Genomic DNA, 17,990 nt, shown 5'->3' with positions numbered 1-17,990 from the left:
CGGGTACGCGGATGTGGGGCGGATGTGGGGCGCCTAGTATGGCAACGGCACAGCCGGCCCGCTGCTTCATTCCCCTGCAGGCCCTGGGCCCGCAGGGATCAGCCCTGGTTTGCCGCGCCCAGCACCTTGTACAGATAGGAGCGCGAGATGCCCAGCTCCTGCGCGGCCAGCTTCTTGTTGCCGCCGCAGCGTGCAATGGCGTCGAGGATGGCGTTGCGCTCCTGGTCCTTGAGCGGGGCCACGGCGCCGGTGGCGGGCAGGCCGGGCTCGGCAACGGGCGAAGGCCGTGCGCCGGCCAGCGGGTCCTCGTGGCGCGCGAAGTTGTCCACGCCCAGCAGGTGGCCGTCGCAGAACACCAGGGCCTCTTCCACGCGCTGGCGCAGCTGGCGCACATTGCCGGGCCAGGCCTGCCGGGCCAGGTAGGGCATGACGCCGGGCGCGATGCGGGGCAGCGCAATGCCGTTGCGCTCGCAGAACGACTGGGCAAAGCGCTGCACCAGGGCCGGGATGTCCTCCAGGCGCTGGCGCAGGGCCGGCACATGCAGCACCACGCCGCTGAGGCGGTAGAACAGGTCCAGCCGGAAGCGCCCGCTGTCGATGAGGCCGCGCAGGTCGCGGTGCGTGGCGGCCACGATGCGGAAGTTCACCTGCCGGCCGCTGTGCGCGCCCAGGCGCTGCACCTGGCGGTCCTCCAGCACGCGCAGCAGCTTGACCTGGATCTCCATGGGAATGTCGGCCACTTCGTCGAGGAAGAGGGTGCCGCCCTCGGCCTGCTCCAGCTTGCCTGGCTGGCCCTGCCTGCGCCCGCCCGTGAAGGCGCCGGCCTCGTAGCCGAACAGCTCGGACTCGATCAGCGTGGCCGGCAGCGCCGCGAGGTTGAGGCTGACCAGGGGCGCGTCGGCATCGCGCCCGCGCGCATGCAGGGCCTGGGCCACCAGTTCCTTGCCGCTGCCGCTCTCGCCCAGGATGAGCACGGGCACGTCCAGCCGCGCCACGGCGTCGATCTCGCGGGCCAGCCTTTGCATGGGGGCACTGGCGCCCACCATCTGCGCCGTGGGCGTGCCGCCGCGCAACTGGCTCAGTTCGCGCTTGTAGTGCTGCACCTCGTCATGCAGCTGGTTCAGCCGCTGCTGCATGCGGTTGAGTGCCTCCACGCCGCTGAAGCTGACCTGGCCCACGGCGCCCACCACGGCGCCGCCCTCGTAGACCGGCATGCGGTTGACGATGCGGCTCACGCCCGGCCCCAGCTGCTGCAGGTCGCCGATCTCGGCGCGGCCGCTGCGTGCCACATGGGGCAGGCGCGAGTTGGGGATCACGTCCTCCGCGCGCCGGCCTGCGGCCGTGCCTGGCGCCAGGCCGAAGAACTTCTCGTGCACGGGGCTGATGTAGCGCATCAGCCCTTCATGGTCGGCCACCGTGATCGCCTGGTACGGGTTGGTCAGGAACATGTTGAGGATGGCGAAGGCGAAGGGCACGCTGGCCACCATGTCGAACAGCGCCGCCGCCTCGTCGGCCGGGCGCAGCAGGGCGACCTCGCCCTCGGCATCGGCCAGCACCACGGCCACATGGCGGGCCACCGTGCCGCGCGGGCCCGGTGTTTCCACGTGCAGCAACTGGCCATGGCCGATGGGGTTGTGCCCGTCGCCGTGCGCGCGGGCCAGGGCCTCGGTGACGGCTGCATGCAGCAGCGGCTCCTGCGCCAGGCCCAGCCGCGCCACGGGCTCGGGCGAGTCGCGCCGCCAGACGAGAACGCCGAATCGGTGGTCGGGGGAGCTGGGCATGGGCAGGGCGGGCAGTGGCTGGGGTGAACGCACTCTAGCGGCGCGCAGGCCACGGGTCTGTCCCCGTGGTGTCTCCATTGAAGACAGTGCCCAACCCGTGTCTTCGAGGTTGTCCTTGTTGTGGACACGTGAAGGTCGAATGTGAAAAAAGTCCTTTGAATTCAACGCGCTGCAGTCTGGCACGCCTTGTGCATCTCCACAGGCACAAGGAGACACGACGACATGAGCTGGCAACCCGAAGTGGACGAGATCGCATACCGCCGCGCGCTGGCGGCCAAACTGGGCGGAGAGGACAAGGTGGCGCGGCACAAGGCCGCCGGCAAGCTCACGGTGCGCGAGCGCATCGATGCCTGCACGGACGCGCAGTCCTTCGTGGAGGTGGGCTCGCTCACCGGCTCGGGCCAGTACGACGGCCTGGGCAGGCTGACGGACTTCACGCCCTCCAACCTCATCATGGGCCGGGCGCGCGTGGGCGGGCGGCCCGTGGTCGTGGTGGGCGACGATTTCACGGTGCGCGGCGGCGCCAACGACGGCGCCGTGGGCGACAAGCTGATCTTTGCCGAGAAGATGGCGCACGACCTGCGCCTGCCCATGGTGCGCCTGGTGGACGGCACGGGCGGCGGCGGCTCGGTGCGCAACATCGAGACCAAGGGCTACACCAGCGTGCCCACCATGAAGGTCTGGAGCCAGGTGGTGCAGAACCTGTCCACCGTGCCCGTGGTCTCGCTGGCCCTGGGCTCGGTGGCCGGCATGGGCGCAGCGCGCGTGGCCTCCAGCCACTACTCGGTGATGGTCAAGGAGACCGCCCAGCTGTTCAATGCCGGCCCGCCCGTGGTGGCGCGCATCGGCCAGAACGTGACCAAGAACGAGCTGGGCGGCAGCCAGGTGCACACGCGCAACGGCGTGGTCGATGACGAAGTGGCCACCGAGCAGGAGGCCTTCGAGCGCGTGCGCCGCTTCCTGTCCTACCTGCCATCGTCGGTGTACGAGCTGCCTGCGCGCACCGCGCCGCAGGACGATCCGCGGCGGCGCGACGAATGGCTGCTGTCGGCCATTCCGCGTGATGGCCGCAAGGTCTACAAGATCCGGCCCATCGTCGAATGCCTGGTCGATGAGGGCTCCTTCCTGGAGACGGGCCGCCACTGGGGCCGGGCCATCGTCACGGGGCTGGCGCGCATCGACGGCTGGCCCGTGGCCGTGGTGGCCAGCGACCCGTACTTCTACGGTGGCGGCTGGGACGGCCCCTCGGCCGAGAAGTTCACGCGCTTCGTGGACATGGCCCAGACCTTCCACCTGCCCGTGGTCAACCTGGTGGACATCGCGGGCTTCCAGATCGGCGTGGAGGCCGAGAAGGCCGGCGTCATGCGCTACGGCGTGCGCGCCCTGGCCGCCGTCTACCAGGCCACCGTGCCCTGGTGCAGCATCCTCATCCGCCGCGCCTACGGCGTGGCGGCGGCGGGCCACCAGCACATGGGCCGCTTCAACTTCCGCTATGCCTGGCCCTCGGCCAACTGGGGCTCGCTGCCCATCGAGGGCGGGCTGGAGGTGGCCTACAAGGCCGAGATCGAAGGCGCCGACGACCCCGTGCAAAAGCGCGCCGAGATCGAGCAGCGCGTGCGCAGCCTGACCTCGCCCTTCCGCACGGCCGAGGCCTTCGGCATCGACGAGGTGATCGATCCGCGCGACACGCGCGCCCTGCTCAGCGAATTCGTGGAACTGGCCGCGCCGCTGCGCGAGGCCGGAGCGCCGCAGTTCGGCCTGCGGCCCTGAACGCATAAAAACCCAAGGAGACAAAGCAATGGCAACCAGACAACCGCGCGCGCCCTCGCGCCGCACCGCCCTGGCCCTGTGCCTGGCGCCGTGCCTGACCATCTGCGCCGCGACGGCGGCCCAGGCCCAGGCCCCCCAGGAGGACAAGTGGCCCACGCGCCCCGTGCGCATCGTGGTCGGCTTCCCTGCAGGCTCGTTCACCGACACCATTGCACGTGCGCTGTCCGAGCCGCTGAGCAAGTCGCTGGGCCAGCCCGTGGTGGTGGAGAACAAGCCCGGCGCCAACGGCGCCATCGGCGTGGGCGAGGTGGCGCGCGCCGCGCCCGACGGCTACACCCTGCTGGTCACCAACTCCAGCAGCATCACCATCAACCCCCAGATCTACAAGAAGATCACCTACCGCGCCAAGGACTTCGCGCCCATCACCATGGTGCTGGATGCGCCCTTCATCCTCACCGTCAACCCCGAGTGGGCGCAGAAGCACCAGATCCGCTCGGCCAAGGATGTGATCGCCTTCGCCAAGGGCCATCCCGACAAGCTCAGCTACGGCTCGGCCGGCCCCGGCAACATCGCCCACCTGGCCTATGCGGCCTGGAGCAACCGCACGGGCGTGAAGACCACGCATGTGCCCTACAAGAGCGCATCGCAGGCGCAGATGGCTGTGCTCAGCGGCGAGCTGGACACGCAGTTCGACACCTGGAGCGCGCTGCCCCACATCGCCAGCGGCAAGCTCGTGGCGCTGGCCGTCACCGCGCCCCGGCGCATGCAGCAGCTGCCCGAGGTGCCCACCATGGCCGAGGCCGGCTATGCCGATTTCGACGTCACCTTCTGGGCCGGCCTGCTGGCGCCCGCGGGCACGCCGCCGGCCATCGTCAACCGGCTCTACGAGGCCTCCAGGGGCGTGCTGCAGGACGCCCGCATCCGCGCCGTGCTCAGCAGCCAGGGCGAGCCCGTGATGATGCCGCCCGCGCCGTTCGGCCAGCGCATCGCCAAGGAAGTGGCCGACTGGGGCCAAGTCATCCAGCGCGAAGCCTTGTCTTTGGATTGATGAGGTACGCATGTCTCTGTTGCAAGCACTGAACCCCCGCTCCGTCGCCATCCTCGGCGCATCCGACAACCCCATCAAGGCCGGTGGCCGGCCCATCGACTACCTGCGGCGCCATGGTTTCGCAGGCCGCATCCTGCCCGTCAATCCCAAGCGCGCCGAGGTCCAGGGCCTGGCTGCCTACCCCTCGCTGCGCGCGCTGCCCGAGGCGCCCGATGCCGTGGTCATCAGCCTGCCCGGCGAGGACGTGGCCGCCGCCATCGACGACTGCGTGGCCGTGGGTGCGCGCCTGGGCGTGATCTATTCGTCCGGCTTTGCGGAGCTGGGCGAGGAGGGTCGCCGGCAGCAGGCCGACCTGGTGGCGCGGGCGCGCCGGGCGCCAGGCGGCGGGCTGCGCCTGTTCGGCCCCAATTGCCAGGGCGTGGCCAACTTCGCCACGGGCGCCATCCTCAACTTCTCGACCATGATCAACGAGAACGCGCCGGCCGACGGCCCCGTGGCCATCGTCAGCCAGAGCGGTGCGGGCGCGGCCATTCTCTACGGCGGCCTGCGCCGCGCGGGCATCGGCGTGCGCTACATGCTGTCCACGGGCAACGAGGCCGATGTCTGCGCGGCCGAAGCCGTGCGCGCCGTGGTCGAGGACGAAGGCATCCGCCTGGTCGTGCTCTACATCGAGACGCTGCGGCAAAGCGCCTGGCTGAGCGAAGCCGCGCGCCTGGCCCATGCGCGCGGCGTCACCATCCTGGCCGTGAAGGCCGGCCGCACGCGCGCAGGCCAGGCCACGGCCAGCTCGCACACGGGCGCGCTGGCGGCCGAGGACGCGCTGGCCGATGCCTTCCTGCGCCAGCACGGCATACCGCGCCTGGCCGACTTCCGCGAGCTGATCGACTACGCGCCGCTGTTCCTGTCCCAGCCTGCGCCGCGCGGTCGCCGCGTGGTCAGCATCAGCAATTCGGGCGCCACCTGCGTGCTGTCGGCCGACGCGGCCGAGGAATACGGCCTGGCCCTGGAGCCGTTCGATGCCGCCACGCTGGACGGCCTGTCCCAGGCCCTGCCGTCCTATGTCACGGCGCGCAATCCCATCGACATGACCACGGCCCTGCTGGGCAGGCCGCAGACCTTTGGCGACACGCTGCGGGCCTTGTCGGGCAGCGGTGCGGCGGACCTCGTTCACGTGGGCTTCCCGATCGGCGGCGAGGGCTATGACTTCGCCGACTTCGCGGGCCAGGCCAGCCGCTTTGCGCGCGATACCGGCGTGCCCATTGCGGTCAGCGTCAACCAGGACTGGGTGGCCCAGGCCTTCCAGGACCAGGGCGTGCCCACCTTCTGGAGCGAACGCGCCGCCATGCGCGGCCTGGCGCTGCTGGCCGAGCAGGCCGGTGGCAGGCAGGCACAGGTGCCGTCTGCCGAGGCATCGGTGCCGGTGGCGGCCTCCCGCTCCCTCACGCTGGACGAGCCCTCCAGCCTGTCCGAACTCGCCCGCGCCGGCCTGCCGGTGATGCGCCATCTGGTCTGCAGGAGCGAGGACGAGGTGCGCGCCGCCATCGAGTCCCTGCCACGGCCCCTGGTGGCCAAGGGCGTGTCCGCCGATCTCTCGCACAAGTCCGAGCATGGCCTGGTGCGGCTCAACATCCACGAGGCGGAGCAGGCGCTGCAGGCCTTTGGCGACTTCGCCGCCACGCTGGCCCGCCTGGGCGCGGCCGATGGCGGCCTGCTGCTGGGCGCCCAGCACAGGGCCGACTTCGAGCTGGCGCTGGGTGCCCATGTCGATGCCGAGTTCGGCGTGGTGGTCATGGTCGGCCAGGGCGGCGTGCTGGTGGAGGCGCTCAGGGACGTGCAGTTCCTCGTGGCTCCCTTCAGTGCGCGGCAGGCGCTGGATGCTCTTGCGCGCCTGGCCGTCGCCCCGGCCTTTGCGGCCGTGCGCGGCATGCCGGCCGTGGAGCTGGATGCCGTGGCCGCCATGATGGTGCGGCTGGGCGACTGGATGCTGGCCCAGGGCGGGCGCGTGCAGTCGGTCGACGCCAATCCCGTGCTCGTGGCGCGCGGCGCGCAGGCGCCGGTGATCGTCGATGCGGTGGTGGCCGTGGCCGCCACGCCAGCGGCGTCCTCGGAGGCGGCATGAGCGGCGCCCCGCACCCCATCGGCCGCGTGCTGGTCGCCAACCGGGGCGCCGTGGCCGCGCGCGTGATCCGCACGCTGCGGCGCATGGGCCTTGAATCCGTGGCCGTGTACTCCGAGGCCGATGCCAGCCTGCCCTATGTGCGCGCGGCCGACCAGGCCGTGTGCATAGGCCCTGCGCCCGCCGCGCAAAGCTATCTGGACCAGGCGCGGCTGCTGCAGGTGGCGCGCGAGACCGGCGCCGATGCCGTGCACCCGGGCTACGGCTTTCTCTCCGAGAACGCGGACTTCGCCGAGGCCGTGCAGCGCCAGGGCCTGTGCTTCATCGGCCCCTCGCCGCACTGGATACGCACGCTGGGCCACAAGACCCAGGCGCGGGCCTTCATGGCCGCCCAGGGCATGCCGCACGCGGCCAGCTCGGCCGTGCTGCACAGCGTGCAGGAGGCGCAGGCGGAGGCGGCGCGCATCGGCTTTCCCGTGCTGGTCAAGCCCGCAGGCGGGGGCGGCGGCATCGGCATGCTGCCCGCGCACGATGCACCGCAGCTGGAGGCCGCCTGGTCCAAGGCCAGCGGCATGGCCGCCAAGTACTTCGGCACGGCCGAGCTGTACCTGGAAAAGCTGATCGAGGCGCCGCGCCACATCGAGTTCCAGGTGCTGGCCGACCGCCATGGCGAGGTGCGCGTGCTGTTCGAGCGCGACTGCTCGGTGCAGCGCCGCCACCAGAAGGTGGTGGAAGAGGCCCGCCCCGCAGGCATTCCCGCGCAGGCCCTGGCCGACATGCGGCAACTGCTGGCCGGCCTGCTGGCGCGCACGGGCTATGACGTGATCGGCACCGTGGAGATGCTCTACACGCCGCAGCACGGCTTTGTCTTCCTGGAGATGAACACGCGGCTGCAGGTCGAGCATGCGGTGACCGAGGAGATCACGGGCATCGACATCGTCGAGGCCCAGATCCGCCTGGCCGCCGGCGAGCGCATGCGGGAGGTGCTGCCCGCCGAACCCGTGGCCCGCGGCCATGCCATCGAGGCGCGCATCTATGCCGAGGACCCCGTGCGCTTCCTGCCCTCGCCGGGGCGCCTGGACCGCTTCGAGATGCCCCGGGGCGAAGGCCTGCGCGTGGAGACCGGCTATGCCCAGGGCTGCAGCGTCACGCCCTTCTACGACCCCATGGTCGCCAAGCTCGTGGCCCATGGCAGCGACCGCACCCAGGCCATCGCACGGCTGCGCCAGGCACTGGCGCAGACCCGCATCGAGGGCGTGAAGACCAACATCCCCTTCATCGAACGCATCCTGGGCCACGCCGATTTCCTGGACCTGCGCATCGACACCGGCATCGCCCAGCGCGTGCTGGCCCCCCTTTGAAAGCCCTACCCATGACCACCACCCCGAACATGATCACAAGCCCCATCGCCGGCCTCGTGGCCGCTGTGGAAGCCGCCGAAGGCGGCACCGTCGCCCTGGGCGACACCCTCATCATCGTGGAGTCCATGAAGATGGAGATTCCCGTGGAAAGCGAGGTGGCAGGCGTCGTGCGCCGCATGCTCGTGGCCGTGGGCGAGCCGGTGGCCGAAGGCCAGGCGATTGCGGAGATCGGATGAACGCCGTTGGAATCTCCACCACCCCGGACCTGGAGGCCGCCGCGCTGGCGCGCGGCTACTTCGGCATCGACGTGCCCTTCATGTCCCACATCGGCCTGGAGCCCGTGAGCCTGGCGCCCGGCCTGGCGCGCACGCGGCTGCCCATGCGCCCGCACCTGGCCAACAGCCGGGGGCATGGCCATGGCGGCGCGCTGATGAGCGCGCTGGACTTCACGCTGAGCGCGGCCGCGCGCTCGTCCAACCCGCTGGGGCTGGGCGTGGTGACCATCGAGATGAGCACGCATTTCCTGGCATCGGCCACCACCGACCTGCTGATCGAGGCCCGCGTGCTGCGCGCAGGCGCGCGCACCGTGTTCTGCGAGGGCAATGTGCTGGACAGCGCGGGCCAGGCCGTGTGCACGGCGCGGGCCGTGTTCAAGCTGATCGCGCTGTAGCCTGGCTTCAGGCGCCGTCGCCTTCGGGCGCCGGCGGCAGCAGATGCTGGCCGATCTGCTGCCAGGCCTTGGCCGCGTCATGCTGGCCGCCGAACATGTGGCAGCTGGCGGCCGTCATGGCCAGGCGGCCGTTCTCGGGCTCCAGGTCGAACGCCAGCTCGCATTGCGCTGCGGCGTTGCGCCACATCACCACGGCGTCTGGCGAGTCTTCCTTTTGCAGCGCATGGGCTTCGGCCATCCAGGCCTGGGCCAGGCGAAACGCGCCCTCGGCCTGGTCGGGGTCGGCCTTATGGGCCAGATAGAAATGCTTGCCGGCCTGCTGCCACAGCGCCCGGGCCTGGGCGAAATCCTGGGTGGCGGCCCGCTGCGCCTGGGCCACCAGGGCATTGCCTTCGGCCAGCAGCGTTGCGTAGGAGGAGGGGGCGTCTTGCGTCATGGGGCGCCATTGTGCCGCCGCTCCGGTGCCTGTGTTCAGGCCGGGGAATCGCGCGGCGGGCTCGGGCTGTCGGGCAGTTCCAGGCCGATGCGCGTGAAGCCGCCCTCGGACTCGGCAAAGCAGCGCCCGCCGTGCATGCGCGCGATGGCGGCCACGATGGCCAGGCCCAGGCCATGGTTGCGGTCGGCCTGGCTGCGCGCGGCGTCGGCGCGGTAGAAGCGGTCGAACAGGCGCGGCAGGTGGACGGGATCGATGGCCGGGCCCCGGTTGAGCACCGCCAGCGCCACATCGCCGGCGCCCCCGTGGTGGGTACAGGGCCGCGCGCCGATCTGCACGGTGATGGTGGAGCCGCGCTGTGCATAGCGTGTGGCATTGCCCAGCAGGTTGGACAGCGCCCGGCGCAGCAGCCGCGCATCGACCTCGGCGGCCGCGTCGCCCTGGACGACGACCTGCAGGTCGGCCTCCTGCAGCGCGGCCTCGTGGAAGTCGATGACCTCGTGGGCCAGCGCGGCCAGGCTGGCCCAGGGCGCCAGGCGCGCGCCCTGGCCCCGGTCGGCCTGGGAGAGAAACAGCATGTCGGCCACGATGCCGGCCATGCGCCGCAGGTCCTCCAGGTTGGAAGCCAGCACCTCGCGCAGCTCGGCCTCGCTGCGCGGCTTGCGCAGGGCCAGCTCGCAGCTGCTGATCAGCGTGGTCAGCGGCGTGTTCAGCTCATGGGCCACGTCGGCGTTGAAGGCCTCCATCTGCCGGTAGGCCACGGACAGCCGCTCCAGCAGGGCGTTGAACTGTGCGATCAGCGGCCGCAGCTCCTGCGGCTGCCCGCTGTCGTCCAGGCGCCGCTGCAGGTCCTGGGCCGACAGCTGGCGCGTCTGCTCGGTCAGCTGTCGCAGCGGCGCCAGGCCCAGGCGCACCAGCCAGATGCCGGTCAGCGACACCAGCAGCGCGCCGCCCACGGCAGCCAGGGCCAGCGTCCAGGCCAGCAGGGACAGTTGCCGGTCGTCTTCGGCCCGGTCCAGCGTGAGCTGGGCACGGGCCTGCTGGCCGGAGTCGGCCAGCACGACCTCGAAGCTGCGCTGCAGCGTGCGGCCGGGATTCTTGGGCGTGCGCAGGCGTTCGTAGAGCACGCGGCCCTGCAGGTCGGTGATGCGCAGCGACATCTCGTCCAGGCCCGTGAGAAAGTCGTCCAGCATGTGGGCCAGCCCGGCTTCGTTGTGGGCGCTGCGGCTTTCGGTCATCAGGTGCAGCACGGCCTGCTGCTTGAGGTCCAGCGTCTCGTGCTGGTGCTGCTCCAGCGTCATCGATGCCACCCCGTAGACGGCCGCGCACACCAGGCCCAGGCCCAGCATGGTCTGCAGGGCCAGCCAGCGCGACAGGCGCCGGCCCAGATGGGGAATGTCGGCAGGGGCAACGCTCACGGTGCGCGCGACTCCAGCACATAGCCCATGCCGCGCACCGTGTGCAGCAGCGGCTGCGCGAAGGGCTGGTCCAGCTTCAGGCGCAGGCGGCGCACGGCCACCTCGACCACATTGGTCTCGCTGTCGAAATTCATGTCCCAGACCTGGGAGGCCAGCTCGGTGCGCGACAGCACCTCGCCCTGGCGGCGCAGCAGCAGGCTCAGCAGGTTGAATTCCTTGGCCGTCAGGTCCAGGCGCTGGCCGGCGCGCGTGGCGCGGCGGCGTATCAGGTCCAGCTCCAGGTCGGCCATGCGCAGCGTGGTGGCCTCGGCCGCAGGCTGGGCCGTGCCGCCGCCACGGCGCAGCAGCACATGCATGCGCGCCACCAGTTCGGAGAACGCGAAGGGCTTGACCAGGTAGTCGTCGGCGCCGCCTTGCAGGCCGCGCACGCGGTCCTCCACCTGGCCGCGCGCCGTCAGCATCAGCACCGGCGTCTGGCGCGATTGGCGCAGCGCCGCCAGCACGGCCAGGCCGTCGATGCCGGGCAGCATGCCGTCGAGCACGATGAGGTCGTAGGCCAGCTCGGTGGCCAGGTGCAGTCCGTCGATGCCGTTGTGCGCGACATCGACCACGAACCCCTCCTCGGTCAGGCCCTTGCGGAGGTAGTCGGCCAGCTTGGTTTCGTCTTCGATGACCAGGACTTTCATGCCGAGCATTGTCGGGGCAGGCAAGGGTTTTCGGAGATGACAAATTTGTCATGTGCCCGACAGCGCCGGGTCGCTGCGCCGCCCTAGACTCGCCGGCATGGGGCAGTCGCGATTGGGGTCAAACGCCATGCCCGACAATCCCGCACTTCTGCCATGCCCTCTTCCATGACCCGGCCCCGTCTTGCCGCCCTTGCCATCCTCGTGATCGCGCTGCTGTTCCAGTGGACCTGGATGGCGGCCGCTGCGCTGTGCCGCCACGACGGGCATGAGACCCGGCACTTCGGCCACCATGTCCATGGCGTGAGCCTGCACGGCATGGGCGCCGAGCGCCATGCGGGCACGGGCACGGATGCCGAGTCCGGCCCGCCTGCGCAAAAGGCCGACCAGGGCCTGCAGTCCTCGCTCAGCGTGGACTGCTCCATGTGCCACGCCTGGGTGGCCGCTGCCACACAGCACTGGCAGGCGGCGCCGGTGGCCCCGCCGCCCGCGCAATTCGCCGAGCCGCTGCGCCGGCATGCCTCGGCCGTGCTGCTGCGCCCCGACCGGCCCCGCTGGCAGGGCTGACGCTCCTGCAGCCGCCGGCCGGGCATTCGGCGTTCATCGCCCTGTTTCGCCCCGGACCGGCATTTTCCAGAAATCCCTTCGCGCGCAGCGGCCCTCGTCCGTGCGCGCCCTGTGGCGTGGGGCCTGATCGACCAAGCGATCACGCCTGATCCGCGCTGCGGGCAAGGAGCCCGTGTATGTCTTTTCCTTCGTCCTTTCCGTCGAGGACAGCCTTCGCACCGTGGGTGCTGGCGGCGCTGGCCGCCTGTGGCGTCGTGCAGGCCGCCGAGCCACCGGCCGATTCCGTGGCGCCACCCGCCTTTGCAGGCGCATCCCTTCCTGATGGCCCGCCGCTGGACCTGCAGCAGGCACTGGCCCTGGCGCTGGACGGCAATCCCGGCCTGCGCGCGGCCCGCCAGGCGCTGGCCGCCACGGAGGGGGCCGTGCTGCAAAGCCAGGCCCGGCCCAATCCCGAGCTGGCCTGGTCGCAGGAGGACACGCGCCGCAGCACCCGCACGCTGACCGTGCAGCTGAACCAGACCCTGGAAGTGGGCGGCAAGCGCGAGGCCCGCATGCGCGTGGCCGAGCGCGGCCGCGACCTGGCCCGCGCCGAACTGGCAGGGACCGAGGCCGCGCTGCGCGCCGATGTGGGCGCGGCCTTTTTCGGCGTGCTGGCCGCGCAGCAGCGCGTGGTCCTGGCCGGGCAGACGCTGGAGATCGCCAGCAGCGCGCGCGAGGCGGCGGCCCGGCGCGTGGCGGCCGGCAAGGTGGCGCCGCTGGAGGAGACCCGGGCCCGCGTGGCCGAGTCCGGCGCCCTGCTGGAGCAGGCCCGGGCCCGCTCTGCCCTGCGCGTGGCGCGCGGCCAGCTGCAGGCGCTGTGGGGCGAGAGCGTGCGCCCCTTCGGCCAGGCCGAGGGCGCCGTGGACGCGCTGCCCCAGCTGCCGGAACTGGCGGCCCTGCAGCAGCGCATCGAACAGGCTCCCGCCGTGCTGCGTGCGCGCCAGGCGCTGGAGCAAAGCCGCGCCACGGCCGAGCTGGAGCGTGCGCGCCGCCTGCCCGATCCCACCGTCAGCCTGGGCGTCAAGCGCGCCACCGAGGTCGGGCGCAACCAGCTCGTGGTCGGCGTCTCCGTGCCCCTGCCCGTGCTCGACAGCAACCGGGGCAACCAGCTGCAGGCCCTGCGCCTGGCCGACCAGGCCGAGGAGCAGTTGCTGGCCACGCGCGTTCAGCTGCAGGCCCAGCTGTTCGAGGCGCGCGAGCTGCTGCAGTCCAGCCGCGAGCAGGCGCGCCAGCTGGCCGAGGAGGTGCTGCCCACGGCGCGCACGGCCTACGAGCTGGCCTCGCGCGGCTTTGCGCTGGGCAAGTTCGCCTACCTCGACGTGCTGGACGCGCAGCGCACCTGGTCCGAGGCGCGCAGCCAGTACCTGGACCAACTGCTGGCCACGCACCGCGCCGCCGCCGACATCGACCGCCTGCTCGGCACAGAAGCCGGCCTCTGACCCCGATAGCCACCTGATTGCATCCAGACCATGAACACCAAGCCCTCCTCCTCCCCCCTCGGACCGCGCCGCACCCTTGTGGCCATTGCCGTCATCCTGGCCCTGGGCGCGCTGGCCGCCACGCTGATCCTGCGCAGCGGCCCGCCGGGTGCCGCCAAGGCCGACAGCCATGGCCACGGCCACAGCGAGGCCGCAGGCCATGCCGATGGCGAGCACCACGGCGCTGCAGCCGCAGCCGCAGCCGATGGCCACAAGCACGACGAAGGCCATGCCGACGATGAGCACCATGAAGATTCCAAGGCGGAAAAAGCCGAGGCCAAGCCCGCCGCCAAACCCGCAGCCGCCGCCGAAGCCGGCCATGGCGACGACGAAGGCCTGATCGCCATGGACGCCCAGCGCATGCAGGCGGCCGGCGTGCGCCTGGCCGAGGCCGGCCCGGCCACCGTGCGCTCCGTGCTGCAGCTGCCCGGGGAGATCCGCTTCAACGAAGACCGCACGGCCCACGTCGTCCCGCGCGTGGCCGGCATTGCCGAGAGCGTTCCCGCCAACCTGGGCCAGAACGTGAAGAAGGGCCAGCTGCTGGCCGTGCTCAGCAGCGCCGCAGTGTCCGAGCAGCGCAGCGAACTGCTGGCCGCCAGCAAGCGCCTGGAGCTGGCCCGCACCACCTATGCGCGTGAAAAGCAGCTGTGGGAGGAAAAGGTCTCGGCCGAGCAGGACTACCTGCAGGCGCGCCAGGCGCTGCGCGAGGCCGAGATCGCCGTCTCCAACGCCCAGCAGAAGCTGGCCGCCACGGGCGCCGGTGCCGGCGGTGGTGCGGGCGGGCTCAACCGCTTCGAGCTGCGCGCGCCGTTTGACGGCGTGATCGTGGAAAAGCACCTGTCCGTGGGCGAGGCCGTGCAGGACACCACCCAGGTCTTCACCATCTCCGACCTGCGCAGCGTCTGGGCCGAGATGCGCGTGGCCGCGCCCGACCTGCCCGCCGTGCGCGTGGGCGAGAAGGCCACGGTGCGCGCCACGGCCTTCGACTCCTCGGCCACGGGCGAAGTGGCCTATGTGGGCGCACTGATCGGCCAGGACACGCGCACGGCCCCCGCGCGCATCACCCTGCCCAACCCCGACGGCGTGTGGCGCCCGGGCCTGTTCGTGAATGTGGAGCTGACGGCATCGTCCCGGCAGGCGCCGCTGGCCGTGGCCACGCAGGCACTGCAGAAGATGGAGCAGCAGACCGTGGTCTTCGTGCCCGTGCAGGGGGGCTTTCGCGCCCAGCCGGTACGCGTGGGCCGCGCCGACGGCAAGACCACCGAGGTGCTGGAAGGCCTGAAACCCGGCCAATCCTACGTGGCCGAGGGCAGCTTCATGCTCAAGGCCGAGCTGGGCAAGGCCACGGCCGAGCACTCCCATTGATGCGGGCATGAACGGAGAACTCCATGTTTGAACGCATCATCCGATTCGCCATAGAGCAGCGCTGGCTGGTCCTGCTGGCCGTGCTGGCCATGGCGGGCCTGGGCATCTACAACTACCAGCGCCTGCCCATCGACGCCGTGCCCGACATCACCAATGTCCAGGTGCAGATCAACACCCAGGCCAGCGGCTACTCGCCGCTGGAGACCGAGCAGCGCGTCACCTATCCCATAGAGACGGTGATGGCCGGCCTGCCCCACCTGGAGCAGACGCGCTCGCTGTCGCGCTACGGCCTGTCCCAGGTCACCGTGGTGTTCAAGGACGGCACGGACATCTACTTCGCGCGGCAGCTGGTGGGCGAGCGCATACAGCAGGCGCGCGACAGCCTGCCTGCGGGCATCACGCCCACGCTGGGCCCCATCTCCACGGGCCTGGGCGAGATCTACCTGTGGACCGTGGAGGCCGAGGACGGTGCGAAAAAGCCCGACGGCACGCCCTACACGCCCATGGACCTGCGCGAGATCCAGGACTGGGTCATCAAGCCGCAGCTGCGCAACGTGCCCGGCGTCACCGAGATCAACTCCATCGGCGGCTACGCCAAGGAGTACCTGGTGGCGCCCGCGCCCGAGAAGCTGGCCGCCTACGGCTTCACGCTGGCCGACATCGTCACCGCCCTGCAGCGCAACAACGCCAACGTGGGCGCCGGCTACATCGAGCGCCAGGGCGAGCAGTACCTGATCCGCGCGCCGGGCCAGGTCGGCGGCATCGCCGACATCCGCGAGGTCATCGTGGGCTCGGCCCAGGGCCAGCCCATCCGCATCCGCGACCTGGCCGAGGTGGGGCTGGGCCAGGAGCTGCGCACGGGCGCGGCCACCGACAACGGCCGCGAGGTGGTGCTGGGCACGGTGTTCATGCTGATCGGCGAGAACAGCCGAACCGTCTCGCGCGCCGTGGACCAGCGCATGGCCGAGATCAACCGGGGCCTGCCCCCGGGCGTCAAGGCCATCACCGTCTACGACCGCACCAACCTGGTGGACAAGGCCATCGCCACGGTCAAGAAGAACCTGGTGGAGGGCGCGGCCCTGGTGGTGGTCATCCTCTTCCTGTTCCTGGGCAACCTGCGCGCGGCGCTGATCACGGCGCTGATCATCCCGCTGTCCATGCTGTTCACCTTCACGGGCATGGTGCACTACAAGGTCAGCGCCAACCTCATGAGCCTGGGGGCGCTGGACTTCGGCATCATCATCGACGGCGCCGTGGTCATCGTGGAGAACTGCGTGCGCCGCCTGGCGCATGCGCAGGAGGCGCGAGGACGGTCGCTGACGCGCAGCGAACGCTTCCATGAAGTCTTCGCCGCCGCGAAGGAGGCGCGCCGCCCGCTGCTGTTCGGCCAGCTCATCATCATGGTGGTCTACCTGCCCATCTTCGCGCTCACGGGTGTGGAGGGGAAGATGTTCCATCCCATGGCGCTCACGGTGGTCATCGCGCTGGCCGGCGCCATGCTGCTGTCCATCACCTTCATCCCGGCGGCGATTGCGCTGTTCATGGGCGACAAGGTGGCCGAGAAGGAAAACCGCCTCATGGGCTGGGCACGCCGCGGCTATGCGCCCGTGCTGGCGCGCGTCATGGCCGCGCCCGCCGTGGTGCTCACGGCCGCCGCCGTGGCCGTGGCGCTGAGCCTGCTGCTGGCCACGCGCCTGGGCAGCGAGTTCGCGCCCAACCTCAACGAGGGGGACTTCGCCATCCAGGCGCTGCGCATCCCGGGCACCAGCCTTACGCAGTCGCTGCAAATGCAGATGCAGATCGAGAAGGCGCTCAAGAAGGAGTTCCCCGAGATCGACCGCGTGTTCGCGCGCACCGGCACGGCCGAGATCGCCTCCGACCCCATGCCGCCCAACATCTCCGACGGCTACATCATGCTGAAAGCCCGCAGCGAGTGGCCCGACCCGGCGCGCCCGCGCGATGAGCTGCTGGCCGCCGTACAGGCATCGGTGGACCGCATCCCGGGCAACAACTACGAGTTCTCCCAACCCATCCAGCTGCGCTTCAACGAGCTGATCTCGGGCGTGCGCAGCGACGTGGCCGTGAAGATCTTCGGCGACGACATGGCCGTGCTGGAAAAAAGCGCCCAGACCGTGGCCGGCATGCTGCAGCAGATCGCGGGCGCCTCCGAGGTCAAGGTCGAGCAGACCACGGGCCTGCCCATGCTCACCGTGCAGATCGACCGCGAAAAGGCCTCGCGCTACGGCCTGAACATGGGCGATGTGCAGGACGCCATCAGCACCGCCATGGGCGGCACCGAGGCCGGCACGGTGTTCGAGGGCGACAAGCGCTTCGACATCCAGGTGCGCCTGCCGGACGCCGTGCGCAACGACCTGCAGGCCCTGAGCCGCCTGCCCATCGCCCTGCCGCGCGGGGCGGACGGGCGCATCGGCTTCGTGCCGCTGTCGGCCGTGGCCACGTTCGAGACCGCGCCCGGCCCCAACCAGGTCAGCCGCGAAGACGGCAAGCGCCGCATCGTGGTCAGCGCCAATGTGCGCGGGCGCGACATGGGCTCCTTCGTGGGCGAGGCACAGCAGAAGCTGCAGGGCCTGTCGCTGCCGCCCGGCTACTGGACGCGCTGGGGCGGCACCTTCGAGAACCTGGAGTCGGCCACGCGCCGCCTGCAGATCGTGGTGCCCGTGGCCTTGCTGATGGTCTTCGTGCTGCTGTTCGCCATGTTCGGCAATGTGCGCGACGGGCTGGTGGTCTTCACGGGCATTCCGTTCGCGCTCACGGGCGGCATCCTGGCGCTGTGGCTGCGCGACATACCGCTGTCCATCTCGGCGGCGGTGGGCTTCATCGCGCTGTCGGGCGTGGCCGTGCTCAACGGCCTGGTCATGATCTCCTGGATCAGAACCTTGCGCGAACAGGGCGCCAGCGTGCCCGACGCCGTGACCGAAGGCGCGCTCACCCGGCTGCGCCCCGTGCTGATGACGGCCCTGGTGGCCTCGCTGGGCTTCGTGCCCATGGCCATTGCCACGGGCACGGGCGCCGAGGTGCAGCGGCCGCTGGCCACGGTGGTGATCGGCGGCATCCTGTCATCCACGCTGCTGACCCTGCTGGTGCTGCCGCTGCTGTACCGGCTGGTGCATCGCAATGATCCGTCGGAGGCCAGCGGCACAGACCCCGCGCCCGCCGCGCCGGCACCTGCCGTGTGACGCGGCGCCCGGGCAGCACCCGGGCGGCCACTTTGGAACCCGCTGCAGCCTGGCTGCCGCGGGT

At 71.0% G+C, this 17,990-nt stretch carries 14 protein-coding genes; 10 read left to right on the top strand and 4 right to left on the bottom strand.

The window, feature by feature from the left end; all coding sequences use genetic code 11:
• Positions 1–98: 98 nt before the first annotated feature.
• On the bottom strand, positions 99–1,781 hold the full coding sequence (locus tag HFGMBDPB_RS07295) for a sigma-54 interaction domain-containing protein (protein WP_017406245.1): 1,683 nt from the start codon (positions 1,779–1,781) through the stop codon (positions 99–101).
• Positions 1,782–2,003: 222 nt separating this feature from the next.
• On the opposite strand from HFGMBDPB_RS07295, the gene HFGMBDPB_RS07290 reads away from it, so the two are divergent.
• From HFGMBDPB_RS07290 to HFGMBDPB_RS07265, 6 genes are read left to right on the top strand one after another with little or no spacing between them, the layout of a single operon-like run.
• Complete coding sequence (locus HFGMBDPB_RS07290; RefSeq protein WP_012203030.1) at positions 2,004–3,551, top strand: acyl-CoA carboxylase subunit beta; 1,548 nt, start codon at positions 2,004–2,006, stop codon at positions 3,549–3,551.
• Positions 3,552–3,579: 28 nt separating this feature from the next.
• On the top strand, positions 3,580–4,599 hold the full coding sequence (locus HFGMBDPB_RS07285; protein WP_016451976.1) for a tripartite tricarboxylate transporter substrate binding protein: 1,020 nt from the start codon (positions 3,580–3,582) through the stop codon (positions 4,597–4,599).
• Positions 4,600–4,609: 10 nt separating this feature from the next.
• Complete coding sequence (locus HFGMBDPB_RS07280) at positions 4,610–6,718, top strand: acetate--CoA ligase family protein (RefSeq protein ID WP_212645138.1); 2,109 nt, start codon at positions 4,610–4,612, stop codon at positions 6,716–6,718.
• Positions 6,715–8,076, top strand: a complete 1,362-nt coding sequence (locus HFGMBDPB_RS07275; protein ID WP_212645137.1) for an acetyl-CoA carboxylase biotin carboxylase subunit — start codon at positions 6,715–6,717, stop codon at positions 8,074–8,076. The genes HFGMBDPB_RS07280 and HFGMBDPB_RS07275 overlap by 4 nt, the downstream gene beginning before the upstream one ends.
• 11 nt (positions 8,077–8,087) lie before the next feature.
• Positions 8,088–8,312 (top strand): acyl-CoA carboxylase biotin carboxyl carrier protein subunit, encoded by a 225-nt coding sequence (locus HFGMBDPB_RS07270; protein ID WP_012203026.1) that lies wholly within the window; start codon positions 8,088–8,090, stop codon positions 8,310–8,312.
• On the top strand, positions 8,309–8,746 hold the full coding sequence (locus HFGMBDPB_RS07265; protein WP_016451973.1) for a PaaI family thioesterase: 438 nt from the start codon (positions 8,309–8,311) through the stop codon (positions 8,744–8,746). The genes HFGMBDPB_RS07270 and HFGMBDPB_RS07265 overlap by 4 nt, the downstream gene beginning before the upstream one ends.
• A 7-nt stretch (positions 8,747–8,753) precedes the next feature.
• Here the strand turns inward: HFGMBDPB_RS07265 and HFGMBDPB_RS07260 are convergent, their stop codons facing one another.
• From HFGMBDPB_RS07260 to HFGMBDPB_RS07250, 3 genes are read right to left on the bottom strand one after another with little or no spacing between them, the layout of a single operon-like run.
• Entirely contained in the window at positions 8,754–9,182 is a 429-nt protein-coding gene (locus HFGMBDPB_RS07260; RefSeq protein WP_212645136.1) for a hypothetical protein, read from the bottom strand.
• 35 nt (positions 9,183–9,217) lie between these two features.
• Entirely contained in the window at positions 9,218–10,597 is a 1,380-nt protein-coding gene (locus HFGMBDPB_RS07255; RefSeq protein ID WP_043789226.1) for a heavy metal sensor histidine kinase, read from the bottom strand.
• On the bottom strand, positions 10,594–11,283 hold the full coding sequence (locus HFGMBDPB_RS07250) for a heavy metal response regulator transcription factor (protein WP_026062596.1): 690 nt from the start codon (positions 11,281–11,283) through the stop codon (positions 10,594–10,596). Before HFGMBDPB_RS07250 ends, HFGMBDPB_RS07255 begins: the two co-directional genes overlap by 4 nt.
• A gap of 165 nt (positions 11,284–11,448) precedes the next feature.
• Between HFGMBDPB_RS07250 and HFGMBDPB_RS07245 the strand changes: the two genes are divergently transcribed.
• The 4 genes from HFGMBDPB_RS07245 (at position 11,449) to HFGMBDPB_RS07230 (ending at position 17,926) form a co-directional block, all read left to right on the top strand.
• Positions 11,449–11,847 carry a hypothetical protein gene (locus tag HFGMBDPB_RS07245; protein ID WP_016446656.1) on the top strand — a complete coding sequence of 133 codons (399 nt, stop codon included), beginning with the start codon at positions 11,449–11,451 and terminating at the stop codon, positions 11,845–11,847.
• Positions 11,848–12,023: 176 nt separating this feature from the next.
• On the top strand, positions 12,024–13,325 hold the full coding sequence (locus HFGMBDPB_RS07240) for a TolC family protein (RefSeq protein WP_154835959.1): 1,302 nt from the start codon (positions 12,024–12,026) through the stop codon (positions 13,323–13,325).
• Positions 13,326–13,355: 30 nt separating this feature from the next.
• Positions 13,356–14,729, top strand: coding sequence for an efflux RND transporter periplasmic adaptor subunit (locus HFGMBDPB_RS07235; protein WP_212645135.1), 1,374 nt, complete (start codon positions 13,356–13,358; stop codon positions 14,727–14,729).
• A 23-nt stretch (positions 14,730–14,752) separates the two neighbouring features.
• Positions 14,753–17,926, top strand: a complete 3,174-nt coding sequence (locus HFGMBDPB_RS07230; RefSeq protein WP_212645134.1) for a CusA/CzcA family heavy metal efflux RND transporter — start codon at positions 14,753–14,755, stop codon at positions 17,924–17,926.
• Positions 17,927–17,990: the final 64 nt, after the last annotated feature.

Origin of the sequence: Delftia sp. PE138, from assembly GCF_018320755.1 — a bacterium.
Lineage (GTDB): Bacteria > Pseudomonadota > Gammaproteobacteria > Burkholderiales > Burkholderiaceae_C > Comamonas > Comamonas tsuruhatensis.
The sequence above is the reverse complement of the archived record's forward strand: the minus strand, read 5'-3'. Positions and strand labels throughout refer to the sequence as shown.